Source organism: Agromyces ramosus (assembly GCF_030817175.1).
GTDB classification, from domain to species: domain Bacteria; phylum Actinomycetota; class Actinomycetes; order Actinomycetales; family Microbacteriaceae; genus Agromyces; species Agromyces ramosus_A.
On record NZ_JAUSYY010000001.1, the window covers coordinates 420,851 to 442,388 of the forward strand.

Genomic DNA, 21,538 nt, shown 5'->3' on the forward strand with positions numbered 1-21,538 from the left:
CTGACGAGCGGCCCGGCAGCGGCCTCGGTTGAGGCCTGCGGGGGCTAAGTTGGAACCGTGAGCGCCACGAGAGTCTTCGTCGCCCGACTCGCCGGGTGCGCCGTCTTCGACCCCAACGGCGATCGGGTCGGCAAGGTGCGCGACGTCCTCGTCGTGTACCGCAAGAGCGACCCCCCGCGCGTCGTCGGGCTCATCGTCGAGATTCCCGGCAAGCGCCGCGTGTTCGTCTCGATCGGCCGAGTCACGTCCATCGGCGGTGGGCAGATCATCACGACCGGCCTCATCAACCTGCGCCGCTTCGAGCAGCGCGGCGGCGAGGTGCGCGTGATCGCCGAGATGCTCGGCCGCAAGGTCGCCTTCACCGACGGTTCCGGCGAGGCCACCATCGAAGACGTGGCGATCGAGGAGCAGGAGCCCGGAGAGTGGGAGGTCGACCAGCTCTTCGTACGTCGCCCCAAGGGCGCGTCGCCGTTCTCGAAGGGCCAGTCGGCCTACGTCACGTGGCGCGAGGTGCGTGAGGCGAAGCCGAGCGGCGAGGCGCAGTCGGCCGAGCAGCTCATCGCGACGTACTCCGAGCTGAAGCCGGCCGACCTCGCCAGCACCCTGCTCGACCTGCCGGCACGCCGACGCCAGGAGGTTGCGGAAGAGCTCTCCGACGACCGGCTCGCCGATGTGCTCGAGGAGATGCCCGAGTCCGACCAGGTCGTCATCCTCGCCGGCCTCGGCGACGACCGTGCCGCCGACGTGCTCGACCACATGCAGCCCGACGACGCCGCCGACCTCATCGCGCAGCTCCCCGAAGAGCGCGGAGAGCACCTCCTCGAGCTCATGGAGCCCGAAGAGGCCGAAGACGTGCGCTTCCTCCTCTCCTATGGTCCCGACACCGCCGGCGGGCTCATGACGACCGAGCCGATCATCGTCTCCGCCGACGCGACCGTCGCCGAGGGCCTCGCACTCATCCGCCGTCACGACCTGCCGCCCGCGCTCGGCGCCGCGGTGTGCGTCACGCTGCCGCCGTACGAGCCTCCGACGGGCCGCTTCCTCGGCCTCGTGCACTTCCAGCGCATGCTCCGCTACCCCCCGCACGAGCGCCTCGGCACCCTCATCGACCAGGGTCTCGAGCCGGTTCGCGCCGACACCTCGGCCGCAGAGGTCAGCCGCATCCTCGCGAGCTACGACCTGGTGTCGGTGCCGGTCGTCGATGAGAAGCATCGACTCGTCGGGGTGGTGACGATTGACGACGTGCTCGACTACCTCCTGCCCGATGACTGGCGAAGTCATCCCGAAGAAACCGAGGTGGGGCGCCGCGCAGCAGCGCGAGCCCAGCTGACGACGGGGAGTATCCCCATCCCACACGGAAGGAGGGCAGGAGATGGCACGCGCTGACGCCGAAGACCGGCGATTCGACACCCCGAAGGGCATCCGCCGGTCCCCGTCCTTCCGCGGGTCGGGCGACAGCGACCGCTTCGGTCGCTTCACCGAGTGGGTCGCGCGCGGCATGGGCACGCCCGGCTTCCTCCTCGGCCTGTCGCTGTTCGCGATCGGCTGGATGGTGTGGAACACCTTCGCGCCCGAGCAGTACCGGTTCGACTCCATCGCGATCGGCTTCACGGCGCTCACGCTCGTGCTCTCGCTGCAGGCGTCGTACGCCGCTCCCCTGATCCTGCTCGCGCAGAACCGTCAAGACGACCGTGACCGGGTGCAGATCGAACAAGACCGGCAGCGCGCCGAGCGCAACCTCGCCGACACCGAGTACCTCGCCCGCGAGGTCGTCGCGCTGCGACTGGCCGTGAAGGACCTCGCGTCGAAGGAGTTCATCCGCGCCGAGCTCCGGGCCGTGCTCGAGGAGCTCGACCGCCGTGACGAGGAGGAGGCGGAACATGCCTCCCGCTGACCCGGTGGCACTCGAGGAGGCGGTGCGCGTGGCGCTCACCGGCGTCATCGATCCCGAGATCCGCAAGCCGATCACCGACCTCGACATGGTCGATCACGTGGTCGTCGGCGAGAACGGCCGCGTCGAGGTGGGCATCCGCCTGACGATCGTCGGATGCCCCGCCTCCGACCGCATCGAGCGCGATGTGCGGCAGGCCGCCGAGACCGTGGCGGGCGCCGGAATGGCCGAGGTCGTGCTGTCGGTGATGACACCCGAACAGCGCGCCGCGCTCACCGAGCGGCTCCGCGGCGGGCGGGCTGCACGCAGCAACCCGTTCGGACCCGGCAGCCTCACCCGCGTCATCGCCGTCACGAGCGGCAAGGGCGGCGTGGGCAAGTCCACGATCACCGCGAACCTCGCCGTCGCGCTCGCCGCGCGAGGGCTCTCGGTGGGCCTCGTCGACGCCGACGTGCACGGCTTCTCGATCCCCGGGCTGCTCGGCCTCGTCGACGACTCCGGGCTCGCGGCGCGGCCCACGCGGGTCGACGAGATGATCCTCCCGCCAGTCGCGCACGGCGTGAAGGTGATCTCGATCGGCATGTTCGTCGAGCCCTCCGAGCCCGGCGGGCGCGCGTCATCCGTCGCCGTCGCCTGGCGAGGCCCGATGCTGCACCGCACCCTCAACCAGTTCCTCACCGACGTGTACTTCGGCGACCTCGACGTGCTGCTCGTCGACCTCCCGCCGGGCACCGGCGACGTTGCCATCTCGCTCGGCCAGCTGCTGCCGAACGCCGAGGTCGTGGTCGTCACCACTCCACAACCCGCCGCGGCCGACGTCGCCGAGCGCTCCGGCGTCGTCGCACGCCAGACCGGCCAGCGCATCGTCGGCGTCATCGAGAACATGGCCGGCTTCGCCGAGCCCGGCGGCGGCACCATCGAGCTCTTCGGCGCGGGCGGCGGCGCCGAGGTCGCGAAACGCCTCTCCCAGGGGCAGCCCGAGGCGGTGCCGCTGCTCGCGAGCGTTCCGCTCAGCATCGCGCTTCGCCGCGGCGGTGACGCAGGCACCCCGGTCGTCGCGGCGGAGCCCGACGATCCGGCGGCGCGCGCCATCGAGGCGGCCGCGACCGCGCTCGCCGCTCGCCCGCGCTCGCTGCAGGGCCGTCGGCTCGACGTCTCGGTACGGTAGTCCGATGCCGCGCGCCCGCCAGTCCCGGCAGCGTCGCCGGCTCTCGCTCGTCGGCGCACTCGTCCTCGTGCTCCTGCCCATTTCCCTCGTCGCCTGCTCCGCTGCTGAGCCCACTTCCCCGGCGCTGCCCGACGGACTCGTCACGAGCATCCAGCAGGGGCGCATGGACGTCGAGGCCCGCCAGCTGGTGGTGCGCGTTGAGAACACGACCGCCGCACCCGTCACGGTCGAGCACCTCGCATTCACCGCTCCGGCGCTCGAGGGCGAGCTCGCCTACGACGACCCGTTCGAGCTCTCGGCGGGTGAGGCCATCGCCATTCGCATCGACATCCCCGAGAGCCGGTGCGATGTTCCCTCCGCCCCCGGAACCGTCGAGCTCGCGGTCGTGACGGGCGCCGGCAGCGCCACCGGAACGCTCACTCCCGATGATCCGTTCGACACGCTCGTGCGCTTGAACAACGCCGACTGCCTCGCCGAGTCCGTGGCCGCCGTCGCGGAGATCACGATGCCCGAGCACCTGCGCTCGACCGGAAGCGGCACCGACCGGCGGGCGATCATCGACGTGCAGGTCACACCGGTGACTTCCGGAAGCGCCTCGATGCTGCTCGAGCAGGTGCCGAACACGACGCTGCTGGGCAACGAGGCGGGCGCCGAGTGGCCGCTCGGCATCGAGGTCGCCGCCGGCGGCGAGCCGTTCACGATCGAGCTGCCGGTCGCGCCGGCCCGCTGCGATGCGCACGCGATCGCCGACGACAAGCGCGGCACGATCATGGCGTTCGACATCACGACGAGCGACGGCCGCGCCGGTCGCATCGATCGCCCGTCGGGCGACACCCTGAAGGCTGAGCTCTACGCGTACTACGGGGAGCGCTGCGGGCTCCAGTGAGCGGCCGGGGGCGACTCGCTGCAGGTGGATGCCGGGTCTCCTCAGTCGCGCGGTTCCACCACGCGTGCGAGCAGTTCGATGAGCAGGCGCTCGGTGAACGGCGCGGGCAGGGCGGCCACGAGCGCGAGCACGGGCGCCTGCCGCTCGGGCAGCGCCCCTGCGGCATCGCTTCCGCCGAGCAGCCCGAACGCACCGAGCAGTCCGGCCGCGGTGTCGGAGTCGAGCCCGACGGATGCCCCGGCGAGCGCGTCGGCACCGCCCGGCAGCGTCGCCAGGAGCCCCGTGAGCAGTGCCGCCCCGTCGACCGGCGGCTCGCCGCGGACGGCATCGGCCGCGGCGACGAGCGCGGCCGAGAGGTCGGGCAGCACCGCCTCGGTCACGGGCGTCACCGTCAGGTGCGTCGTGTGCGGCAGCCGCGTGCCGTCGGATTGGGTGAGCGCCGGCTGCAGTTGCAGGTGCCAGCCCGCGACGCGCGCGACATCCGCCCAGTGATGCGGATCGACCCGCCGATCGGCCGGCACCCCGTCGTCGACGGCGACGGCGAAGAGCGGGCCGGTGGGCGAGCCCACGACGTGCAGGCCCTCGATGCCGTCGACGAGCTCACGCAGGGCAGCGGTGGCACGGGCCACCTGCGAGGTGAGCCGGGCGAAGCCGTCGTCGCCGAGCGCCTCGGTGATCGCCCAGGCCGCCGCAAGCGGTCCGGCGGGCTTCGAGCCCGTCAGCGTCGGGTTCACGACGGGGTAGCCGGGCCACGCCGTGGTCGCGAAGTACTGGCGGCGCTGGCGATCGCGGCCGCGGGTGAGCAGCACGGACACGCCCTTCGGCGCGTACCCGTACTTGTGCAGGTCGGCCGAGAGGCTCGTGACGCCCGGCACCCGCAGGTCCCATGCGGGCAGCGGATCGGGCCAGAACGCGAGCGCGAAGCCCCCGATGCAGGCGTCGACGTGCAGCGCGATGCCCCGCGGCGACGTGACGGCCGCGACATCGGCGACCGGGTCGAGTCCGGCGAACGGGTACGAGGGTGCGCTCACCACGACGAGCGCGACGTCGTCGCCGAGTCGCTCCTCGATGTCGGACGCCGCGACCGCACCGGTGATGGGGTCGACGGGCACGAGGTCGAGCGCGAGCCCGAAGTACTCGGCCGCCTTGTGGAACGCCGCGTGCACGGTCACGGGCGCGACGAGCCTCGGCACCCGCGGCGTGCCCGCGCGAGCTGCCCGCCAGGCGTCACGGGCGGACTTCACGGCGAGCAGGCAGCTCTCGGTGCCCCCGGACGTGACCGAGCCGACGACATCGGCGTCGCCGCCGAGCACGCGCCGGGCGAAGCCCACGAGCCCGGCCTCCATCGTCGCGACCGAGGTGAAGGTCGTGGGGTCGAGTCCGTTGACGGGCTGCACGAGCCGCGCGGCCTGTGCGGCGAGCTCGTCGAGCTCGGGCATGCCCGAGTCGTAGACGTACGAGAGTACCCGGCCGCCGTGCGTGGGGGCATCGACGGCCCGCAATTGCTCGAGCTCGGCGAGGATGTCGGATGCCTCGCGGCGGAAGCGGCTCATCGTGCCACCGCCGTCACGGCGGCTGCTGCGGCATCCGCGTCGATGTCGCTGCGCCTGAGCGGATAGCGACGCAGTGCGAAGAGGCTCGCGGCGACGAGCAGCGCGGGGATCACGCTGAAGCTCAGCGCGATGCCCGCCACCGCGGTGGGCGACTGCGTGACGATCTCGGAGCCGCTCGACTGGAGGTATCCGGTGAGGGCAAGCACGATCGTGAGCACGGTGGCGCCGAGCGCCATGCCGGCCGTCTCGCCGGCCGTCCAGACGCCGCCGAAGCTGCCCGCCCGACCGAGTCCGTGGGTACGCGCGTCGTGCGAGATGACGTCGGGCAGCATGGCCATGGGCAGCGACTGCATGCCCGCGTACCCGATCCCCGCGACCGCGACGGGGAGGTAGATCCACGGCCCGGGCGCCCAGACCATGCCGACCAGTGTCAGCGCCGCGACGCCGAACACGACGCTCGCGATGGCGAACCCGCGCTCCTTGCCGACGCGGCGGGCGACCCGCTCCCAGACCGGCGCCGCGAACACGGCCGGCGCGATGAGCGCCACGAACAGGTAGGTGACGGCGCCCTCGTCGCGGAGCACCCAGGTCGCCACGAACTGGGCTCCGGCCAGCATGAGGCCCGTCGCGAGCCCCTGCAGCACGAATGCCGCGAGGAGCGCGCGGAACGGGGCGCTCCGCCGCAGCGCGGCGAGGCCCTCGGCGTAGCCGGCACGGATGCTCCGGCGAGGCGCGGCATCCGTCACCGCCAGGTTCTTCGGGGCGGTCGTCGACGCCACGAGCATGCCCACCCCGATGACGACGCCCGCGACGAGCGCCATGACGAGGTAGCCCGTGTGCTCGTCGGCGAAGGCGCCGCGGAGCTCGGGACCGCCCGCGCCGAACAACAGGATGGCGATCGTGAGCACCACGACCCGCCAGGTCAGCAGCCGCGTGCGGGCGTCGTAGTCGGTGGTCAGCTCTGCCGGGAGGGCGATGTAGGGCACCTGGAAGAGGCTGAAGGCAGTCGCGGTGGTGAGGAAGGACAGGAAGACCCAGACCGTGGCGACGGCCGGGATGCTGCCCGCCGGCACGGCGAAGGTGAGCAGGAAGCCGACCGGCAACGCGATCGCTCCGACGACCATCCAGGTGCGGCGGGTGCCGGTGCGCACGAGACGGCGATCGCTCCGCTCGCCGATCCACGGGTCGATCACGACGTCCCACACCTTCGCGGCGGTGACGACGAGCCCGGCGACGAGCGCCGTGACGCCGAGCGTGTCGGTCAGGTAGTAGACGAGTACGAGGCCGGGAAGGGTGGCGAAGCCGCCCGTGCCGATCGACCCGATCGCATAGCGGGTCACGACACCGCGGGAAATGCTTCGCTCCGTTGCGGTCATGGAGGCAGTGTACCCACCCGGAGGCGAAGTGGGTCAACTGTCCTAGACTGTGCCCATGCGCGCCACCACGGCCTCCCCCGAACTGTTCACGAGCCTCACCGACGACGTCGTCGCGTCCGGCTCCGAGACCATCCCCGTGCCCACCCCGTCGACCGGCGAGACACTGCACGAGCTGCCCCGCTCGAGTGCCGCCGACGTGCGCGACGCCGTGGCGCGGGCGCGCCTCGCGCAGCTCGCCTGGGTGCGAGCCGGCTTCGCCGAGCGTCGTCGCGTGCTGCTGCGCGCGCACGACCTCGTCATCGAACGGCGCGAACTCCTCCTCGACCTCATCCAGCTCGAGAGCGGCAAGACCCGCGGCCAGGCGTTCGAGGAGGTCTTCCAGGCGACGTCCGTCACCCGCTACAACGCGCTCGCGGCGCGACGAGTGCTGCGGGGACGCACGCGACGCTCCAGCATCCCCACCGTGGTGACCACCCGGGTGCGATACCAGCCCAAGGGCGTCGCCGGCGTCATCACGCCCTGGAACTACGCACTGAGCCTCGCCGCGATGGATGTCGTGCCGGCCCTCGCCGCCGGCTGCGGCGTCGTGCAGAAGGCCGACGACCAGGGCGCGCTCTCCATCCTCGCGCTCCGTCGCGCGTACATCGACGCCGGCGTCCCCGAAGCGCTCTGGGCAGTCGTCGCCGGCCCTGCGAGCGAGGTCGGCGAGGCGCTCACGGATGTCGCCGACTTCATCTGCTTCACCGGGTCGACGGCCACCGGCCGCAAGATCGCCGAGAAGGCGGGCCGGCGTCTCGTCGGCGCCTCCCTCGAGCTCGGCGGCAAGAACGCGATCATCGTGCTCGACGACGTCGACCCTGCCGAGGCCGCCGCGAACACGATGCACGGGGCGTTCTCCGCGATGGGCCAGCTGTGCGTCTCGGCCGAGCGCATCTACGTGCACCACGCGGTCGCGGCGCCGTTCCAGCGGGCCCTGGTCGAGCAGCTCCGAGGCGCGAAGCTCGGATCCGCCCTCGGCTTCGACGCCGACTTCGGCTCGCTCGCGAGCGAAAACCAGCTCGCCCGCGTCGAGGCGCACCTCGCCGACGCGGTCGCCAAGGGCGCGACGGTGCTCGTCGGCGGTCGCCCCCGACCCGACCTCGGTCCATGGTTCTTCGAACCGACGGTGCTCACGGGCGTCACGCCCGAGATGACCGTCTACGCCGAGGAGACCTTCGGCGCCATCGCCTCCCTCTACCTCGTCGGCAGCGATGAAGAGGCGGTGCTCGCGGCGAACGCGAGCGACTACGGACTGAATGCCGCCGTGCTGACCGGCTCGAGGCGCCGCGGCCAGGGACTGGCCGACGCCCTCGAGGCGGGCAGCGTGAACATCAACGAGGGCTACCGCGGCGCCTTCTCATCGGTCGCGGCGCCCATGGGCGGCGTGAAGCAGTCGGGCGTCGGCCGCCGCAACGGCCCAGAGGGCCTCCTGCGCTTCGTCGAGCCGATCACGATCTCGGCGACCACGGGCCTCCTGCAGTTGCCGCGCACCGCTCGCGAGTACGAGGCGCAGGCACCGATGCTGCTCGCCCTCGCTCGCGCCCTGAAGGCGCTGCGTCGCCGCTGAGGCTCGGGCTCAGGTGGCCTCGGAGTCGAACGGCGCCTGCTCTTCGGCCCCGAGCGCCTCACGCTGCCGCTTGCGCTGCAGGTAGGCGGAGTTCTCGTTCACGGCGGCTCGCGCGACGACCGGCGCGGCGGGCTCGGCGAACGGGTCGACGTCGGTCAGGGCTTCGCGGATGATGCGGCGCGGGTCGTACTGGCGCGGGTCGAGCTTCTGCCAGTCGACGTCGTCGAAGTCGGGACCCATCTCTTCACGCATGCGGTCTTTCGCCCCGTTGGCCATGTCGCGGAGCGACCGCACGAGCCGGCCCAGCTGCGCCGCGTAGTGCGGCAGCCGCTCGGGACCGAGCAGGAAGACGGCGATGACCCCGATGATGAGGAGCTTCTCGAACGTCAGACCGAACATCACTACAGGATAGTGGGCGGCGAGGCGTACCGAGGCCACGCCGTGTCGCCTCTAGGCTGGGTTCTCGAGAGATTCATCCGGGAGCTGCCACGTGTCCGATCACGACTTGAACTGGAAGTACGTCGACGAGTCGGTCGTCGAGACCGAGTCCATCGCGAAGGCCCGCCAGCAGTCCCTCGAGCTCGGCGTCGAACCGGTCTCGCCCGCGGTCGGTGCCCAGCTCGCGGTCATCGCCGCCGCATCACGAGCCGAGTCGATCATCGAGGTCGGCACCGGGCTCGGAGTATCGGGCCTCTGGATGCTGCAAGCGGCACGGCGCGCGATGCTCACGTCGATCGACACCGAGACCGAGTACCAGCAGCACGCCCGCCAGCACTTCGCCGACGCCGGCATCGCCGCTGCGCGCGTTCGCCTCATCGCGGGGCGCGCGAGCGAGGTGCTGCCGCGCATGAACGAGAGCTCCTACGACGTCGTCTTCGTCGACGCCGACGCGCCGTCGGTCATCGAGTACGCCGAGCACGGCCTGCGGCTGGCCAAGCCCGGTGGCACGGTGCTCGTCGCGCGCGCGCTCTGGAAGGGACGCGTTGCCGATCCGGCACGGCGCGACGAAGCGGCGGGCGCGTTCCGCACGCTCATCAGCGAGCTCGCGCCCTCCACCGCGGTGGCGACGGCGATCTCGCCCGCCGGCGACGGGCTCCTCCAGATCGTCAAGCTCGGCGCCTGAACCGCGCCCGGGCATGACTCGAGCCCCGAGGAAACCCGGGGCTCGAGGCGACGTGACTTCAGGCGGGATTCACGACGCCGCCGAGGACGTCGTAGAGCTCCTTGGCCTCAGCGTCGTTCACCGAGACGACGAGTCGCCCTCCTCCTTCGAGCGGAACCCGCACGATGATGAGTCGACCCTCCTTCACAGCCTCCATAGGCCCGTCTCCGGTGCGTGGCTTCATGGCCGCCATTGAGCTCCCCTTTCGTGGCTGAGATTCCATTATCGGCCATCACGGGCGGTGCTGGGAAATCACCGCGAGTCTGTGGACAACGCTTCCACGCCCGAACGCGTGCGAAGCGGGCGCGGAATACCGCGGATTCCCGCCCCGATCAGGGGGGCGTCCAATCGCGTCCGTCGATCCCCCACGCCAGCAGGAGCCACCCTGCCTGAAGCACGAGGAACAGCGCGACGAGGCTCCACCGATACCATGCCGCGCGCGGCACGGCGAGTGCGCCGACCAGGGGGAACATCGGGCCGACGATCCGGAACGTGCTCGACTGCGGGAAGAACACCGCGAGCAGGTAGGCGCCGTAGCTCGCGAGCCAGAGTCGCACGTCGACGCCGAGCCGGCGCACGGCCGGCGTGAAGAGCAGGGCGGCGAACCCCACGACGAACACGGCGACCGCCGTGATGCCGGTCCACGCTGGAAGCCCCGTCCAATCGGCCCACCACGCACCGCCCTGGAACCACGCGGTGAAGGGCACGAGCTCGACGTATCCGATGTACGCCGAGCGCCACGCGAGCTCCGTCTCGGTGTAGCCGTGCACCTCACCGGTGACCGCCCAGACGATGGCCGGCCAGGCGAACCCCGCCACCACGGCGAAGAGGGTGACGGATGCCGCCGCCACGCGCTCCCGCGCGGAGAACGGGTCACGAGCGCGCGTCCACCACCGCCACGCCCAGTGCAGTCCGAGCGTGAGCGCGAATGCAAGTGCCCCCGGCCGCGTGAACGCCCACACGGCGATCACGGGCACGAGCCATCCGTATCGCCGGTCGACGAGCAGGAGCAGCGCCAGTGCGAGCAGGAGGAACCCGAGCGACTCCGCGTAGCCGAACTGCATGATCGGCGACACCGGGGCGACGCAGAACAGGACCACGGCGAAGAGCGCCCGATCGGGCTCGAGGAACCGCGACATCAGCCGATGCAGCACGAGCGCCGCCCCGAGTCCGGCGAGCACGGCGACGGTGACGGATGCCGCATTCCACGGCAGCCCGAGCCAGGACAGTGCGCCCGACATCGTCGCGAAGACCGGGAGGAACGCCCACGCGTTCTCGGCGACATGCCCGGTGTCGGTGAGCGGCAGCTCGGAGGGGTAGCCCGCGAGCCAGATGATCTGGTACCACCGGGCATCCCACATGTTGGCGTACTCGAAGTAGCCGGGACGCGCCTGCGTCCACGGGTTCGCTCCCTGCACGCTCGCGAGTGCGAGCACGAGGATCGTCGTCACCGCCCGCGCGGCGAAGTACGCGAGGGTCACCTTCGCCCACCACGGCGTGAGGCGCCAGCGCACCCTCGGAGACCAGCGATGCGCCCGGAGCGGGTCGCGCTCCCGCGCGACGGTGGGGGTCGTCACCATCGCCTCTGGCTCACGCCTCGCCCGTGAGCCACGAGCGCAGCGCCCGCTCGCACGAGAGGATCTGCTCGACGGCGACGCGCTCGTCGTCGGCGTGCGCCTTCAGCGGATCGCCCGGACCGAAGTTCACGGCAGGGATGCCGAGTGCACTGAAGCGCGCGACATCCGTCCATCCGTACTTCGGCCGCGCTTCAGCGCCGACGGCGTGCACGAACTGCCGGGCGAGCGGCGCGTCGAGCCCGGGACGAGCGCCCTCGGACGCGTCGACGACGGTGACGTCGTAGTCGTGGAACAACCGGTGCACGATCGCGGATGCCTCGGACACCGAACGGCTCGGCGCGAAGCGGTAGTTCACCGTGAGCACCGCCTCGTCGGGGATCACGTTGCCGGCGACGCCGCCCGTGACGCCCACAGCGTTCAGTCCTTCGCGGTAGTCGAGCCCGTCGACCTCGACGGTCTCGGCCTGGTACGCCGCGAGCCGCTCGAGCGCTGGGGCGAGCTTGTGGATCGCGTTCTCGCCGACCCAGCTGCGCGCCGAGTGCGCTCGCAGCCCGGTGGCTCGCACCTCGGCACGAAGCGTGCCGTTGCAGCCACCCTCGACCTGGCCGTTCGACGGCTCGCCGAGGATCGCGAAGTCACCCACGAAGAGGTCGGGCCGGTTGTGGGCGAGCCGGCCGAGGCCGTTCAGCGACGCGGCCACCTCCTCGTTGTCGTACCACATCCACGTGAGGTCGACGATGGGCTCCGCGAGCTCGACCGCGAGCTTCAACTGCACGGCGACGCCCGCCTTCATGTCGACGGTGCCCCGCCCCCAGAGGAAGCGCTCGTCGTCGATCGTCTCGAAGCGCGTCGGCAGGTTGTCGTTGATCGGCACCGTGTCGAGGTGCCCGGCGATCACCACGCGACGGTCGCGGCCGAGGTGCGTGCGGGCGACCACGGTGTCACCATCACGGACGACCTCGAGGTGCTCGGCCTCCGCGAGCGCCGCGACGATGAGATCGGCGAGCGCCGTCTCGTCGCCCGAGACGCTCGGGATGTCGCAGATCGCCCGGGTGATCGCCACGGGATCGGCGGTGAGGTCGAGCGGGGGCCGGCGCGCTTCGAGGGGCATCCATCGAGTGTACGGCCGGCGCCCCGGGCGCCGCCGTCTCCCTCCGTCACACCGCGCGCCCGGCCGATACGCTGGATGCATGCCCGCGAACGCCGATGCCCTCTCCCCTGCCCCGCGCCTCGCGTGGGGCCATGGACTCGCCACGATCGCCGCCGACGGCACCCAGCTCGACGCGTGGTTCCCCGCGCCGGCGCTCGGCGCGCGGCCCGCAACTGCGGCATCCGAGTCCCTTCCGGCGGAGACCCTCGAGCTCGTTGGCGCCGACTCCCGGCGCGCCGTGACCATCGAGGCGGTGACGGTCGAGGTCGACCTCGACGCTCCCCCGGCCGGCACGGCCGACGCGTACCTGCGCCTGCATGTGCTGTCGCACCTGCTGGCCCGCCCCAACACCGTGAACCTCGAGGGCGTGTTCGCGCACCTGCCCGCCATCGTGTGGACGAACGCCGGCCCGGTGCATCCGGCCGACTTCGACCGGCTGCGACCGAGCCTCCAGCGCGCCGGCATCCACGCGACCGGGCTCGACAAGTTCCCCCGCCTGCTCGACTACGTCACGCCAGAGCGTGTGCGCATCGCGGATGCCTCGCGCGTGCGCCTCGGCGCCCACCTCGCACCCGGCACGACGGTCATGCACGAGGGGTTCGTGAACTTCAACGCCGGCACCCTCGGGGCCTCGATGGTCGAGGGACGCATCTCGCAGGGCGTCGTCGTCGGCGACGGCAGCGACATCGGCGGCGGCGCCTCGATCATGGGCACCCTCTCGGGCGGCGGCACCCAGCGGGTGACGATCGGCGAACGCGCCCTGCTCGGCGCCAATTCGGGCATCGGCATCTCGATCGGCGACGATTCGGTCGTCGAAGCGGGCCTCTACGTCACGTCCGGCACGAAGGTCGTCGTGCTCGGCGGTGCCGGCGAACGGCCGCGCACCGTCAAGGCACTCGAACTCTCGGGAGTGGCGAACATCCTCTTCCGCCGAAACTCCCTGAACGGGCAGGTCGAAGTGCTCTCGCGCAGCGGCGACGGTGTCGCGCTGAACGCCGCGCTGCACGCCTGACGGGGCCCCGCTTCTCGACTACAGTTGGGTGCTCAGGCCGCTTCCCGGGCGGCCGAGCCGTGCACATCACGAAGGAGTGACGTGGGTACCGACGCCCCGAGAACCCGCAGGCACCGCGGACTCAGCCTCCTGATCGGCCTGCTCGTGACCGTGCTGGTGCTCGCCATCGTCGGCGCGGGCGTCGGCTGGTGGACCGTGCAGCGTTCCTTCCCCACCACGAGCGGCCGGGTCGACGCTCCCGGCCTCACCGCCGCGGTCGTCGTGTACCGCGATGACGCCGGCGTGCCGCAGCTCGTCGCCGAGACCGACCACGACCTCTTCTTCGCGCAGGGCTACGTGCACGCGCAAGACCGATTCTGGGAGATGGACTTCCGCCGGCACGTCACGGCCGGCCGGGTCGCCGAGCTCTTCGGTGAGTCGCAGGTCGCCACCGACGCGTTCATCCGCACCCTCGACTGGCGTGGCATCGCCGAGCAGGAATACGCCCTCCTCGACGAGCGGTCCCGGGCAGGCTACGACGCCTACGCCGAGGGGGTGAACGCGTACCTCGGTGAGCGCAGCGGCGCCGACCTCTCACTCGAATACGCCGTCCTCGGGCTGCAGAACCCCGGGTACTCCCCCGAGCCGTGGACGCCTGTCGACTCGATCGCGTGGCTGAAGGCGATGGCGTGGGACCTCCGCTCCAACCTCGGCGACGAGATCGACCGTGCCCTGCTCGCGACGGTCCTGCCGCCCGAGGAGGTGGCGCGGCTGCACCCCGACTATCCCTGGGGCGCGAAGCCCACGATCGCCGGCGGCCCGCTCGGAGCGGCGCCGGCCGCGAGCTCCGCGTCGCCGGTCGAGCTCGTCGAACCGATCGCCGGCACCGGGTCGGTCGCGACGCCCGAATCCGCACCGCACGCCCCAGCGGATGCCGCGACGGGCGACTATGGGGTCGCTCTCGCGTCCCTCCGCGCCGTGCTCGACGGGATCCCGGAACTCCTCGGGCCAGAGGGCGGCGACCTCGGCTCGAACTCGTGGGTCGTGTCCGGCAGCCTCACCGAATCCGGGCTGCCCCTGCTCGCGAACGATCCGCACCTCGGACCCGCGATGCCGTCCATCTGGGCCCAGATGGGCCTGCACTGCGCAGAGCTCCGCGACGATTGCGGCTACAACGTGGCCGGCTACACGTTCTCCGGCCTGCCTGGCGTGGTGATCGGGCACAACGAGCGCATCGCGTGGGGGTTCACGAACCTCGGCCCCGACGTCGCCGACCTCTACCTCGAGCGCGTCGAGGGCGACACCTACGAACTCGACGGCGTCATGACGCCGCTGTCCCTGCGCGAAGAGGTCATCGAGGTCGCGGGCGGCGATCCCGTCACGATCGCGGTTCGCTCGACGACGCGCGGGCCGCTCGTCACCGACATCGGCGAGGACTTCGGCCAGGTCGCTGCGACCGGCGCACCCGAAGGCGCCGACCACGTCTCACTGCAGTGGACGGCCCTCTCTCCCGGAACCACGGCGCAGGCGATCTTCGCCCTGAATCGCGCCGCCGACTGGGACGCCTTCCGCTCGGCCGCGGCGCTCTTCGACGTGCCCTCCCAGAACCTCGTCTACGCCGACGTCGACGGCAACATCGGCTATCAGGCGCCCGGCCGCATCCCGGTGCGCCGTTCCGGCGATGGCACCGTGCCGCTCGCCGGCTGGACGAGCGCGAACGGATGGTCGGGCACCATTCCGTTCGACCAGTTGCCGTCGGTGCTCAACCCGCCCGCCGGCTACATCGTCACGGCGAACAACGCCGCGGCCGGCCCCGACGGCCCGTTGCTCACCGTGGACTGGGATCTCGGCTACCGCGCCGAGGTGATCGACCGATTGCTGCGGGAACGCATCTCGGCCGGCGAGCTCCTCACGGCCGACGCCCTCGCCGAGATCCAGCTCGACACGGGCGACACGAACGCAGCCGCCTTCTTGCCCGTGATCGCCGAGCTCGACCTCACGGGCGACGCGGCGCTCGGGGCAGCCCTCCTCGACGGTTGGGACGCAAGGGCCGAGGTCGACAGCGCCGAGGCAGCGTACTTCGCGGTGTTCTGGCGCACGCTGCTCGACCAGATGTTCGGCGAGCTGCCCGAGCAGACGCGGCCGGTCGGCGGCGACCGCTGGTTCAGCGTGGTCGGCACCCTGCTCGGCGAACCTGACGCCGCGTGGTGGACCAACGAGCAGTCAGGCGTCGCGGGCCGCGACGCGATGCTCGCGCACGCACTCGATGCCGCATGGAACGAAGCCGAGGGGCGAATGGGCGGCAACCCCGACGGTTGGCGTTGGGGGCGGCTCCACACGCTCACGCTCACGAACCAGAGCTTCGGCGAATCGGGCATCGGGCCCATCGAATGGCTGTTCAACCGTGGTCCGTTCGAGCTCGGCGGCGGCTCATCGATCGTGAATGCCATCGGCTGGGACGCCACGGTGGGCTACGGCGTCGACTGGGTGCCCTCGATGCGCATGGTCGTCGACCTTGCCGATGCGGATGCCTCGCGCTGGGTGAACCTCACCGGCGCGTCGGGTCACGCCTTCCACCCGCACTACGCCGACCAGGCGCCGCTCTGGCAGCGGGGTGAGCTGCGGGAATGGCCGTTCACCATCGATGCGATCCAGGCCGCGGCGAGCGAGACGCTCCAGTTGCGCCCGGCCGGTCAGCCGGCCGACGGGTAGTGACGCTCGGCCTCGCCGATGTACAGCTGCTGCGGGCGGCCGATCTTGGTCTGCGGGTCGAGGTTCATCTCGCGCCAGTGCGCCATCCAGCCGGGCAGGCGGCCGATCGCGAAGAGCACCGTGAACATGCGCGTCGGGAAGCCCATCGCCTTGTAGATGACGCCCGTGTAGAAGTCGACGTTCGGGTAGAGACGCCGCTCCTTGAAGTAGTCGTCTTCGAGCGCGATCTGCTCGAGCTCCTTCGCGAGATCGAGCAGCGGGTCGTTCACGCCGAGGCCGGCGAGCACCTCGTCGGCGGACTCCTTGACGAGCCTGGCGCGCGGATCGTAGTTCTTGTAGACGCGGTGCCCGAAGCCCATGAGCTTCACGCCGTCTTCTTTGCGCTTCACACGATCGACGAACTTGCCCACGCCCTCGCCCGAGTCGCGGATGCGGGCGAGCATCTGCAGTACGGCCTCGTTCGCGCCGCCGTGCAGCGGGCCCGAGAGCGCCTGGATGCCCGCGGAGATCGAGGCGTAGAGGTTGGCGCCGGTCGAACCGACGAGCCGCACCGTCGAGGTCGAGGCGTTCTGCTCGTGGTCTTCGTGCAGGATGAGGAGGCGATCGAGCGCCTTCGAGAGCACCGGATCGGTCGTGTACGGCTCGGCCATGTTGCCGAAGTTCAGCTTCAGGAAGTTGTCGACGAAGTTCATCGAGTTGTCGGGGTAGAGGAACGCCTGCCCGATGCTCTTCTTGTGCGCGTAGGCCGCGATGACCGGCAGCTTCGCGAGCAGCCGCACGGTGGTGAGCTCGACGTGGTCGGGGTCGTGCGGGTCTGAGGAGTCCTCGTAGTAGGTCGAGAGCGCCGACACGGCGCTCGAGAGCACCGACATCGGGTGGGCCGTGTGCGGCAGCGACGAGAAGAAGCGCTTCAGGTCTTCGTGCAGGAGCGTGTGGTGACGGATCTTCTCGTCGAATTCGCCCAGCTGGTCGGCCGTGGGCAGTTCACCGTAGATGAGGAGCCAGGCGACCTCGAGGAAGGTCGACTTGCCGGCGAGCTCCTCGATCGGGTAGCCGCGATAGCGCAGGATGCCCTGCTCGCCGTCGATGTACGTGATGGCCGACTGCGTCGAGGCGGTGTTCACGAATCCGTAGTCGAGGCCCGTGAACCCGGTCTGGCGGGTCAGCGTCGAGAAGTCGATGCTCGAATTGCCCTCGACCGACGTGCGGATCGGGAACTCGGCGGCACCGCCGGGGAAGCTCAGAGTGGCGGCTGCGGGCTCCTGCCCTGCCACCTTCTTCACGACGTCGCTCACGGCGCCTCCTGTGATCGTCACTTGCGCGGTCACCTGCTTTCCGGTCCGGGGCCGAGGCCGGCCGCGATCCGAATACAGCCTAGACGTGCTCCGAGCACACTGTTGCATCCGCCAAGAGATCACCCCTTCCATTGGGGGACAGCTCACAGAGGACCGACGGATGTCACGATGCGGCGGTCTCCCGCAGTCGTGTGGCCGCGGCATCCACCCGCTCATCGGTGGCCGTCAGCGAGAGGCGCACGTGTTCGGGGAAATGGACCCCGTAGAAATGGCCGGGTCCGGCGACGGTGCCGAGCTCGGCGAGGCGGCCGATCGACTCCCACGCATCGCGGCCCTCAGTTGCCCACAGGTAGAGACCGGCCTCGCTGTGGTCGATACGGAATCCCGCGGCTTGGAGGGCGGGCTTCAGGAGCGCGCGACGCGCTCGGTAGCGGTCTTTCTGCGCGGACACGTGCGCGTCGTCGCGGAGCGCGGCGATCATCGCAGCCTGGAGGGGCTGGGGCAGCATGAGTCCCGCGTGCTTGCGGACCGTCGTGAGCCGGCCGATGACGGTGCGGCACCCGGCGACGAAGGCCGTGCGGTAGCCGGCCATGTTGGACTGCTTGGAGAGCGAGTAGATGACGAGGGTGTCACGTCGGCTGTCGCCGACGACGCGGGGGTCGAGGAGGCTCGGAGCCGGGGTCTCGGCCCACTCACCCTCCCAGCCGAGCTCGGCGTAGCATTCGTCGCCGACGATGACGGCACCGAGTTCGAGCGCGCGCTCACGCGCCGCCCGCAGCTCGTCGATCGTGAGCACCCGCCCGTCGGGGTTGCCTGGACTGTTCAGCCACACGAGCCGCGTCTCGGCCGGCCACTCGGCCGGATCGTCGGAGGCGAACGCGCGAGCACCGGCGAGCACCGCACCCATCTCGTAGCTCGGGTAGGCCGCGCGCGGGTGCACCACGACGTCGCCCTCGCCGAGCCCGAGCAGGAACGGAAGCAACGCAACGAGTTCTTTCGAGCCGATGGTCGGCAGCACATGGTCGGTCGTGAGCCCCGTCACGCCGCGACGGCGCTCGAACCACCGCACGATCTCGGTGCGGAGCTCATCGGTGCCGGTCGTCTGCGGATATGCGTGGGCGTCGGTCGCCGACGCCAGGGCCTCGCGCACGAGACCGGGCGTCGGATCGACCGGTGAGCCGATGGAGAGGTCGACCACCCCGCCCGGATGCGCCGCGGCGCGCTCGCGATATGGCGCCATGAGGTCCCACGGGTAGTCGGGGAGCTCGCCCCGCGCCATGCTCAGTGCACCTGCGGGGGCAGTGCGGCGATGACGGGGTGGTCCTTCGGGATCACGCCGATCTTCGCGGCGCCGCCGGGCGAGCCGATGTCGTCGAAGAACTCGACGTTGGCCTTGTAGTAGTCGGCCCACATGTCGGGCAGGTCGTCTTCGTAGTAGATCGCCTCGACGGGGCACACCGGTTCGCACGCTCCGCAGTCGACGCACTCGTCGGGGTGGATGTACAGCGAACGCTCACCCTCGTAGATGCAGTCGACGGGGCACTCGTCGATGCAGGCGCGGTCTTTCAGATCGACGCACGGCAGGGCGATCACATAGGTCACGGTGGCTCGCTGTCCTTTCGGAAGGCTGGAACTCCAGTCTATGCGTCGTCGCCACGGGGCGACGGCAGCTTCGGCCATGCGACCACCAGCACGGCGATGAGCGCCGGGGCGACCGACCAGATCGTGCCGATGAGGTCGCCGACGACGATCACCGAGCCGCCGAGCCCCGGCAGCGTCAGCAGCGCGACGACCACGACGACGCCCGCACCGGACGCCGCCGCGGCGCTCCGGCCACCGCCGACGAGGCGGATGCCCACGAGCAGTGCCGCGACGCCGACGAGCGCGGCGAGGAGGCCCCACGGCAACGCCACGGCGCCGATGGGCACCTCCTGGCGGTGGCCCACCGTCGCGACAGCGCCGTAGAGCGCGCCGATGAGGAAGGCGAAGAGCAGCGTGCCGACGCGAGCCCAGGCGGAGGTCGCGATCGGCTGCTCGGTCACGACGGTCACTGGGGCTGCTGCGTGACGGTGTACGAGACGGTCTCACCCTCGCCAGCGAGGAGCACGAGGAGCTCTCCGTTCGTGTACACCTGCGCCGCGGTGCCGCCTCCCGAGAGCTCGGTGTCCTTCGTGAAGCCGGCTCCCTCGAGCGCGGCCGCAGCGTCGGCGACCGGGTCGGCGGCCGTCGAGGTGATCATGACGATCCAGCCCTCGGCTCCGCCGGCTCCCGCACCGAAGGCCACCTCGCCTTCGACGAGCGGCACCGAGGTGGGGAAGTCGGCGGGAAGCTCGCCGCCGAGGCTGACGTCACCGCCGGTGGCATCCTCGACGGCCCCCTCGACCCCCTGGTTGACGAGGTCTTCGATCGGGTTGGCGAAGCAGCCGGTGAGGAGCGTCGCGCTGACGCCGGCCATCGCGATCGCGAGGCCGGCCCGCGTTCGGGTGTCGAGTTTCGTCATGGGTGGCTCCTCGGGTGCGGCGAGACATGGGCGCTTGACGATCGCGCGCGGGCGGCATCCGTGACCCCCCGCCTTGGATTCTACCGGCCACGTCTCCCACGTGGGCCATGGCGTAGCGTGGATGCGAGCGGCCCAGCCGCGCGGAGAGGATCGACGATGACCGACACGACCGGTTCGACCACCGATCTCGACGACGAGGTGCGTCTCGAACGTGATGGCGACCTCGCCATCGTGACCGTCGACCGCCCCGCGGCGCTGAACGCCCTCTCCCCCGGCGTGCTCGCCGCGCTCGCCCGCACCTTCGAGTCCCTCGCGGCCGAGGGCAGCGCGGTGCGGGGCGTCATCCTCACCGGAGCCGGCGGTCGCGCCTTCGTCGCCGGGGCCGACATCGTCGCCATCTCGTCGTTGACGCCCGAAGAGGGCGAGCAGTCGGCCCGCGACGGCCACCGGGTCGCGGCGGCGATCGAGGCGCTGCCGGCGCCGGTCATCGCCTGCATCGACGGCTTCGCCCTGGGCGGCGGCCTCGAACTGGCGCTCGCCTGCGATTTCATCTACGCGACGGATGCCTCGCAGTTCGGCCAGCCCGAGGTCAAGCTCGGGCTCATCCCGGGTTTCGGCGGCACCGTGCGCCTGCCGCGCACGGTCGGGCTCGCTCGGGCGAAGGAGCTGATCTACACGGGCCGCCGCATCGATATCGACGAGGCCGTGCAGATCGGGCTCGTGCTGCGTCGCTTCCCAGACCGCGAAGCGCTCTTCACGGGTGCGCGCGAGACGCTCGCGCTCATCTCGGCGAACGCGGCGCCCGCAGTGGGGCTCACGAAGCGCGTGCTCGTCGCGGCGGCCGGCCGGCGTACCGAGACCGCGACCGAGCTCGAGATCGAGGGCTTCGGTGACGCGTTCCGCACTGACGACATGCACGAGGGCGTCGCCGCCTTCATCGAGAAGCGGGAACCGCGCTTCAGCGGATCCTGATCAGCCGAGGCGGGCGGCGAGCCAGGCGAAGCCGTCGAACCGCACGCCGTCCGTTCCGAACATCTCGAGGTGCAGGTGCGGGCCCGTCGACTGGCCGGTGGACCCGACGAGGCCGAGCTGCTGGCCCGCGGTGACCTGCTGGCCGACCGAGACCGCGATCGAGCCGTACTGCATGTGGGCGTACGAGCTCGTGATGAGCTCGCCGTCGATGTTGTGCTGCACCTCGACGTTCACGCCGAGCCCTCCACCGCTCTCGGTCGCGAGCACGACCACCCCGTCGGCGATCGACATCACGGGAGTGCCGGCACCGGGGTTGAAGTCGACGCCGTCGTGGTTCGTGGAACAGCCTGCACACGGCGCCGAGCGCGGGCCGAAGCCCGAGCTGCGCCGGTCCGGGGTCAGCACCGGCCACACGACCGCGTCCGATTCGATGAGCGAGACGTTGCCGACGCTGGCGACCTGCGAGAGGATCGGCGGTGGCGCCGCCTCGACGGCGTAGCCTTCGGTGGCCAGCGTCGCGACCTCCGCTTCGCTGCCGACCTCGACGGTCTGCGGCGCGAGGTCGATCGTGTCGACGACGGGTGCGTACACGGAGGCTCGCGGTTCGATGTCGGTCGCGGTCACCGCAAGTGCGGGAACGCTCGTCGCGATCATCATGCCGCCGACGAACGTCATCGCGATCAACGAGAAGGCGGGGCG

At 71.1% G+C, this 21,538-nt stretch carries 21 protein-coding genes; 9 read left to right on the top strand and 12 right to left on the bottom strand.

Going from position 1 to position 21,538, the window contains the following annotated elements; translation table 11 throughout:
- Positions 1-57: 57 nt before the first annotated feature.
- Genes QFZ26_RS01970 through QFZ26_RS01985 form a run of 4 tightly spaced genes read left to right on the top strand, consistent with a single transcriptional unit; the run spans position 58 to position 3,945 of the window.
- Positions 58-1,386: a magnesium transporter MgtE N-terminal domain-containing protein gene (locus tag QFZ26_RS01970; RefSeq protein WP_307038801.1), complete on the top strand. Its 1,329-nt coding sequence runs from the start codon at positions 58-60 to the stop codon at positions 1,384-1,386.
- Positions 1,373-1,894, top strand: a complete 522-nt coding sequence (locus QFZ26_RS01975) for a DUF1003 domain-containing protein (protein WP_307038802.1) — start codon at positions 1,373-1,375, stop codon at positions 1,892-1,894. Before QFZ26_RS01970 ends, QFZ26_RS01975 begins: the two co-directional genes overlap by 14 nt.
- Positions 1,881-3,059, top strand: coding sequence for an Mrp/NBP35 family ATP-binding protein (locus QFZ26_RS01980; protein WP_307038803.1), 1,179 nt, complete (start codon positions 1,881-1,883; stop codon positions 3,057-3,059). The genes QFZ26_RS01975 and QFZ26_RS01980 overlap by 14 nt, the downstream gene beginning before the upstream one ends.
- A 4-nt stretch (positions 3,060-3,063) precedes the next feature.
- The gene (locus tag QFZ26_RS01985; protein WP_307038804.1) at positions 3,064-3,945 is read left to right on the top strand and encodes a hypothetical protein; all 882 of its coding nucleotides are present in this window, start codon (positions 3,064-3,066) and stop codon (positions 3,943-3,945) included.
- A 41-nt stretch (positions 3,946-3,986) separates the two neighbouring features.
- Here QFZ26_RS01985 and QFZ26_RS01990 read toward each other — a convergent pair whose 3' ends face one another.
- Both QFZ26_RS01990 and QFZ26_RS01995 read right to left on the bottom strand, forming a co-directional pair.
- Positions 3,987-5,498 (bottom strand): pyridoxal phosphate-dependent decarboxylase family protein, encoded by a 1,512-nt coding sequence (locus QFZ26_RS01990; RefSeq protein WP_307038805.1) that lies wholly within the window; start codon positions 5,496-5,498, stop codon positions 3,987-3,989.
- Positions 5,495-6,874: an MFS transporter gene (locus QFZ26_RS01995; protein ID WP_307038806.1), complete on the bottom strand. Its 1,380-nt coding sequence runs from the start codon at positions 6,872-6,874 to the stop codon at positions 5,495-5,497. The genes QFZ26_RS01990 and QFZ26_RS01995 overlap by 4 nt, the downstream gene beginning before the upstream one ends.
- Positions 6,875-6,929: 55 nt before the next feature.
- Here QFZ26_RS01995 and QFZ26_RS02000 point away from each other — a divergent pair, with 55 nt between their 5' ends.
- Positions 6,930-8,480: a succinic semialdehyde dehydrogenase gene (locus tag QFZ26_RS02000; RefSeq protein ID WP_307038807.1), complete on the top strand. Its 1,551-nt coding sequence runs from the start codon at positions 6,930-6,932 to the stop codon at positions 8,478-8,480.
- A 9-nt stretch (positions 8,481-8,489) separates the two neighbouring features.
- Here QFZ26_RS02000 and QFZ26_RS02005 read toward each other — a convergent pair whose 3' ends face one another.
- Positions 8,490-8,879: a sec-independent translocase gene (locus tag QFZ26_RS02005; RefSeq protein ID WP_307038808.1), complete on the bottom strand. Its 390-nt coding sequence runs from the start codon at positions 8,877-8,879 to the stop codon at positions 8,490-8,492.
- Between the two features lie 91 nt (positions 8,880-8,970).
- Here QFZ26_RS02005 and QFZ26_RS02010 point away from each other — a divergent pair, with 91 nt between their 5' ends.
- A complete protein-coding gene (locus tag QFZ26_RS02010; RefSeq protein WP_307038809.1) occupies positions 8,971-9,603 on the top strand; it encodes an O-methyltransferase in 633 nt (210 codons plus the stop codon).
- Between the two features lie 58 nt (positions 9,604-9,661).
- Here the strand turns inward: QFZ26_RS02010 and QFZ26_RS02015 are convergent, their stop codons facing one another.
- From QFZ26_RS02015 to dapE, 3 genes are all read right to left on the bottom strand, one after another.
- Positions 9,662-9,835, bottom strand: coding sequence for a DUF3117 domain-containing protein (locus QFZ26_RS02015; protein ID WP_067875042.1), 174 nt, complete (start codon positions 9,833-9,835; stop codon positions 9,662-9,664).
- A gap of 139 nt (positions 9,836-9,974) precedes the next feature.
- Positions 9,975-11,222, bottom strand: a complete 1,248-nt coding sequence (locus QFZ26_RS02020; RefSeq protein ID WP_307038810.1) for a hypothetical protein — start codon at positions 11,220-11,222, stop codon at positions 9,975-9,977.
- Between the two features lie 10 nt (positions 11,223-11,232).
- On the bottom strand, positions 11,233-12,330 hold the full coding sequence (dapE, locus tag QFZ26_RS02025; RefSeq protein WP_307038811.1) for a succinyl-diaminopimelate desuccinylase: 1,098 nt from the start codon (positions 12,328-12,330) through the stop codon (positions 11,233-11,235).
- Between the two features lie 79 nt (positions 12,331-12,409).
- Between dapE and dapD the strand changes: the two genes are divergently transcribed.
- Both dapD and QFZ26_RS02035 read left to right on the top strand, forming a co-directional pair.
- Positions 12,410-13,381, top strand: a complete 972-nt coding sequence (dapD, locus tag QFZ26_RS02030; protein ID WP_307038812.1) for a 2,3,4,5-tetrahydropyridine-2,6-dicarboxylate N-succinyltransferase — start codon at positions 12,410-12,412, stop codon at positions 13,379-13,381.
- 81 nt (positions 13,382-13,462) lie between these two features.
- On the top strand, positions 13,463-16,072 hold the full coding sequence (locus tag QFZ26_RS02035; RefSeq protein WP_307038813.1) for a penicillin acylase family protein: 2,610 nt from the start codon (positions 13,463-13,465) through the stop codon (positions 16,070-16,072).
- On the opposite strand, the gene QFZ26_RS02040 is transcribed toward QFZ26_RS02035, so the two are convergent.
- The 5 genes from QFZ26_RS02040 to QFZ26_RS02060 all read right to left on the bottom strand — a co-directional run bounded on the left by QFZ26_RS02040 (position 16,054) and on the right by QFZ26_RS02060 (position 19,867).
- Positions 16,054-17,367, bottom strand: a complete 1,314-nt coding sequence (locus QFZ26_RS02040; RefSeq protein WP_373460667.1) for a citrate synthase — start codon at positions 17,365-17,367, stop codon at positions 16,054-16,056. The genes QFZ26_RS02035 and QFZ26_RS02040 overlap by 19 nt on opposite strands.
- 163 nt (positions 17,368-17,530) lie before the next feature.
- On the bottom strand, positions 17,531-18,646 hold the full coding sequence (gene dapC, locus QFZ26_RS02045; protein ID WP_307038814.1) for a succinyldiaminopimelate transaminase: 1,116 nt from the start codon (positions 18,644-18,646) through the stop codon (positions 17,531-17,533).
- A 2-nt stretch (positions 18,647-18,648) separates the two neighbouring features.
- Positions 18,649-18,969 carry a ferredoxin gene (gene fdxA / locus QFZ26_RS02050; RefSeq protein ID WP_307038815.1) on the bottom strand — a complete coding sequence of 107 codons (321 nt, stop codon included), beginning with the start codon at positions 18,967-18,969 and terminating at the stop codon, positions 18,649-18,651.
- Between the two features lie 38 nt (positions 18,970-19,007).
- Positions 19,008-19,418, bottom strand: coding sequence for a hypothetical protein (locus tag QFZ26_RS02055; protein WP_307038816.1), 411 nt, complete (start codon positions 19,416-19,418; stop codon positions 19,008-19,010).
- A complete protein-coding gene (locus tag QFZ26_RS02060; RefSeq protein ID WP_307038817.1) occupies positions 19,415-19,867 on the bottom strand; it encodes a hypothetical protein in 453 nt (150 codons plus the stop codon). The genes QFZ26_RS02055 and QFZ26_RS02060 overlap by 4 nt, the downstream gene beginning before the upstream one ends.
- A 156-nt stretch (positions 19,868-20,023) precedes the next feature.
- On the opposite strand from QFZ26_RS02060, the gene QFZ26_RS02065 reads away from it, so the two are divergent.
- Positions 20,024-20,839 (top strand): enoyl-CoA hydratase/isomerase family protein, encoded by an 816-nt coding sequence (locus QFZ26_RS02065; protein WP_307038818.1) that lies wholly within the window; start codon positions 20,024-20,026, stop codon positions 20,837-20,839.
- Here the strand turns inward: QFZ26_RS02065 and QFZ26_RS02070 are convergent, their stop codons facing one another.
- The gene (locus QFZ26_RS02070) at positions 20,840-21,514 is read right to left on the bottom strand and encodes a M23 family metallopeptidase (RefSeq protein ID WP_307038819.1); all 675 of its coding nucleotides are present in this window, start codon (positions 21,512-21,514) and stop codon (positions 20,840-20,842) included. It lies immediately after the preceding gene.
- Between the last annotated feature and the right edge of the window lie 24 nt (positions 21,515-21,538).

Coding starts and splice junctions, on each gene's coding strand:
- QFZ26_RS01990 (WP_307038805.1), bottom strand. CDS start 5,498: ATGAGCCGCTTCCGCCGCGAGGCATCCGACATCCTCGCCGAGCTCGAG.
- dapD (WP_307038812.1), top strand. CDS start 12,410: ATGCCCGCGAACGCCGATGCCCTCTCCCCTGCCCCGCGCCTCGCGTGG.
- dapE (WP_307038811.1), bottom strand. CDS start 12,330: ATGCCCCTCGAAGCGCGCCGGCCCCCGCTCGACCTCACCGCCGATCCC.
- QFZ26_RS01995 (WP_307038806.1), bottom strand. CDS start 6,874: ATGACCGCAACGGAGCGAAGCATTTCCCGCGGTGTCGTGACCCGCTAT.
- QFZ26_RS01975 (WP_307038802.1), top strand. CDS start 1,373: ATGGCACGCGCTGACGCCGAAGACCGGCGATTCGACACCCCGAAGGGC.
- QFZ26_RS02015 (WP_067875042.1), bottom strand. CDS start 9,835: ATGGCGGCCATGAAGCCACGCACCGGAGACGGGCCTATGGAGGCTGTG.
- QFZ26_RS02005 (WP_307038808.1), bottom strand. CDS start 8,879: ATGTTCGGTCTGACGTTCGAGAAGCTCCTCATCATCGGGGTCATCGCC.
- dapC (WP_307038814.1), bottom strand. CDS start 18,646: ATGGCGCGGGGCGAGCTCCCCGACTACCCGTGGGACCTCATGGCGCCA.
- QFZ26_RS01980 (WP_307038803.1), top strand. CDS start 1,881: ATGCCTCCCGCTGACCCGGTGGCACTCGAGGAGGCGGTGCGCGTGGCG.
- QFZ26_RS01985 (WP_307038804.1), top strand. CDS start 3,064: ATGCCGCGCGCCCGCCAGTCCCGGCAGCGTCGCCGGCTCTCGCTCGTC.
- QFZ26_RS02020 (WP_307038810.1), bottom strand. CDS start 11,222: ATGGTGACGACCCCCACCGTCGCGCGGGAGCGCGACCCGCTCCGGGCG.
- QFZ26_RS02070 (WP_307038819.1), bottom strand. CDS start 21,514: ATGACGTTCGTCGGCGGCATGATGATCGCGACGAGCGTTCCCGCACTT.
- QFZ26_RS02065 (WP_307038818.1), top strand. CDS start 20,024: ATGACCGACACGACCGGTTCGACCACCGATCTCGACGACGAGGTGCGT.
- QFZ26_RS02000 (WP_307038807.1), top strand. CDS start 6,930: ATGCGCGCCACCACGGCCTCCCCCGAACTGTTCACGAGCCTCACCGAC.
- QFZ26_RS02060 (WP_307038817.1), bottom strand. CDS start 19,867: ATGACGAAACTCGACACCCGAACGCGGGCCGGCCTCGCGATCGCGATG.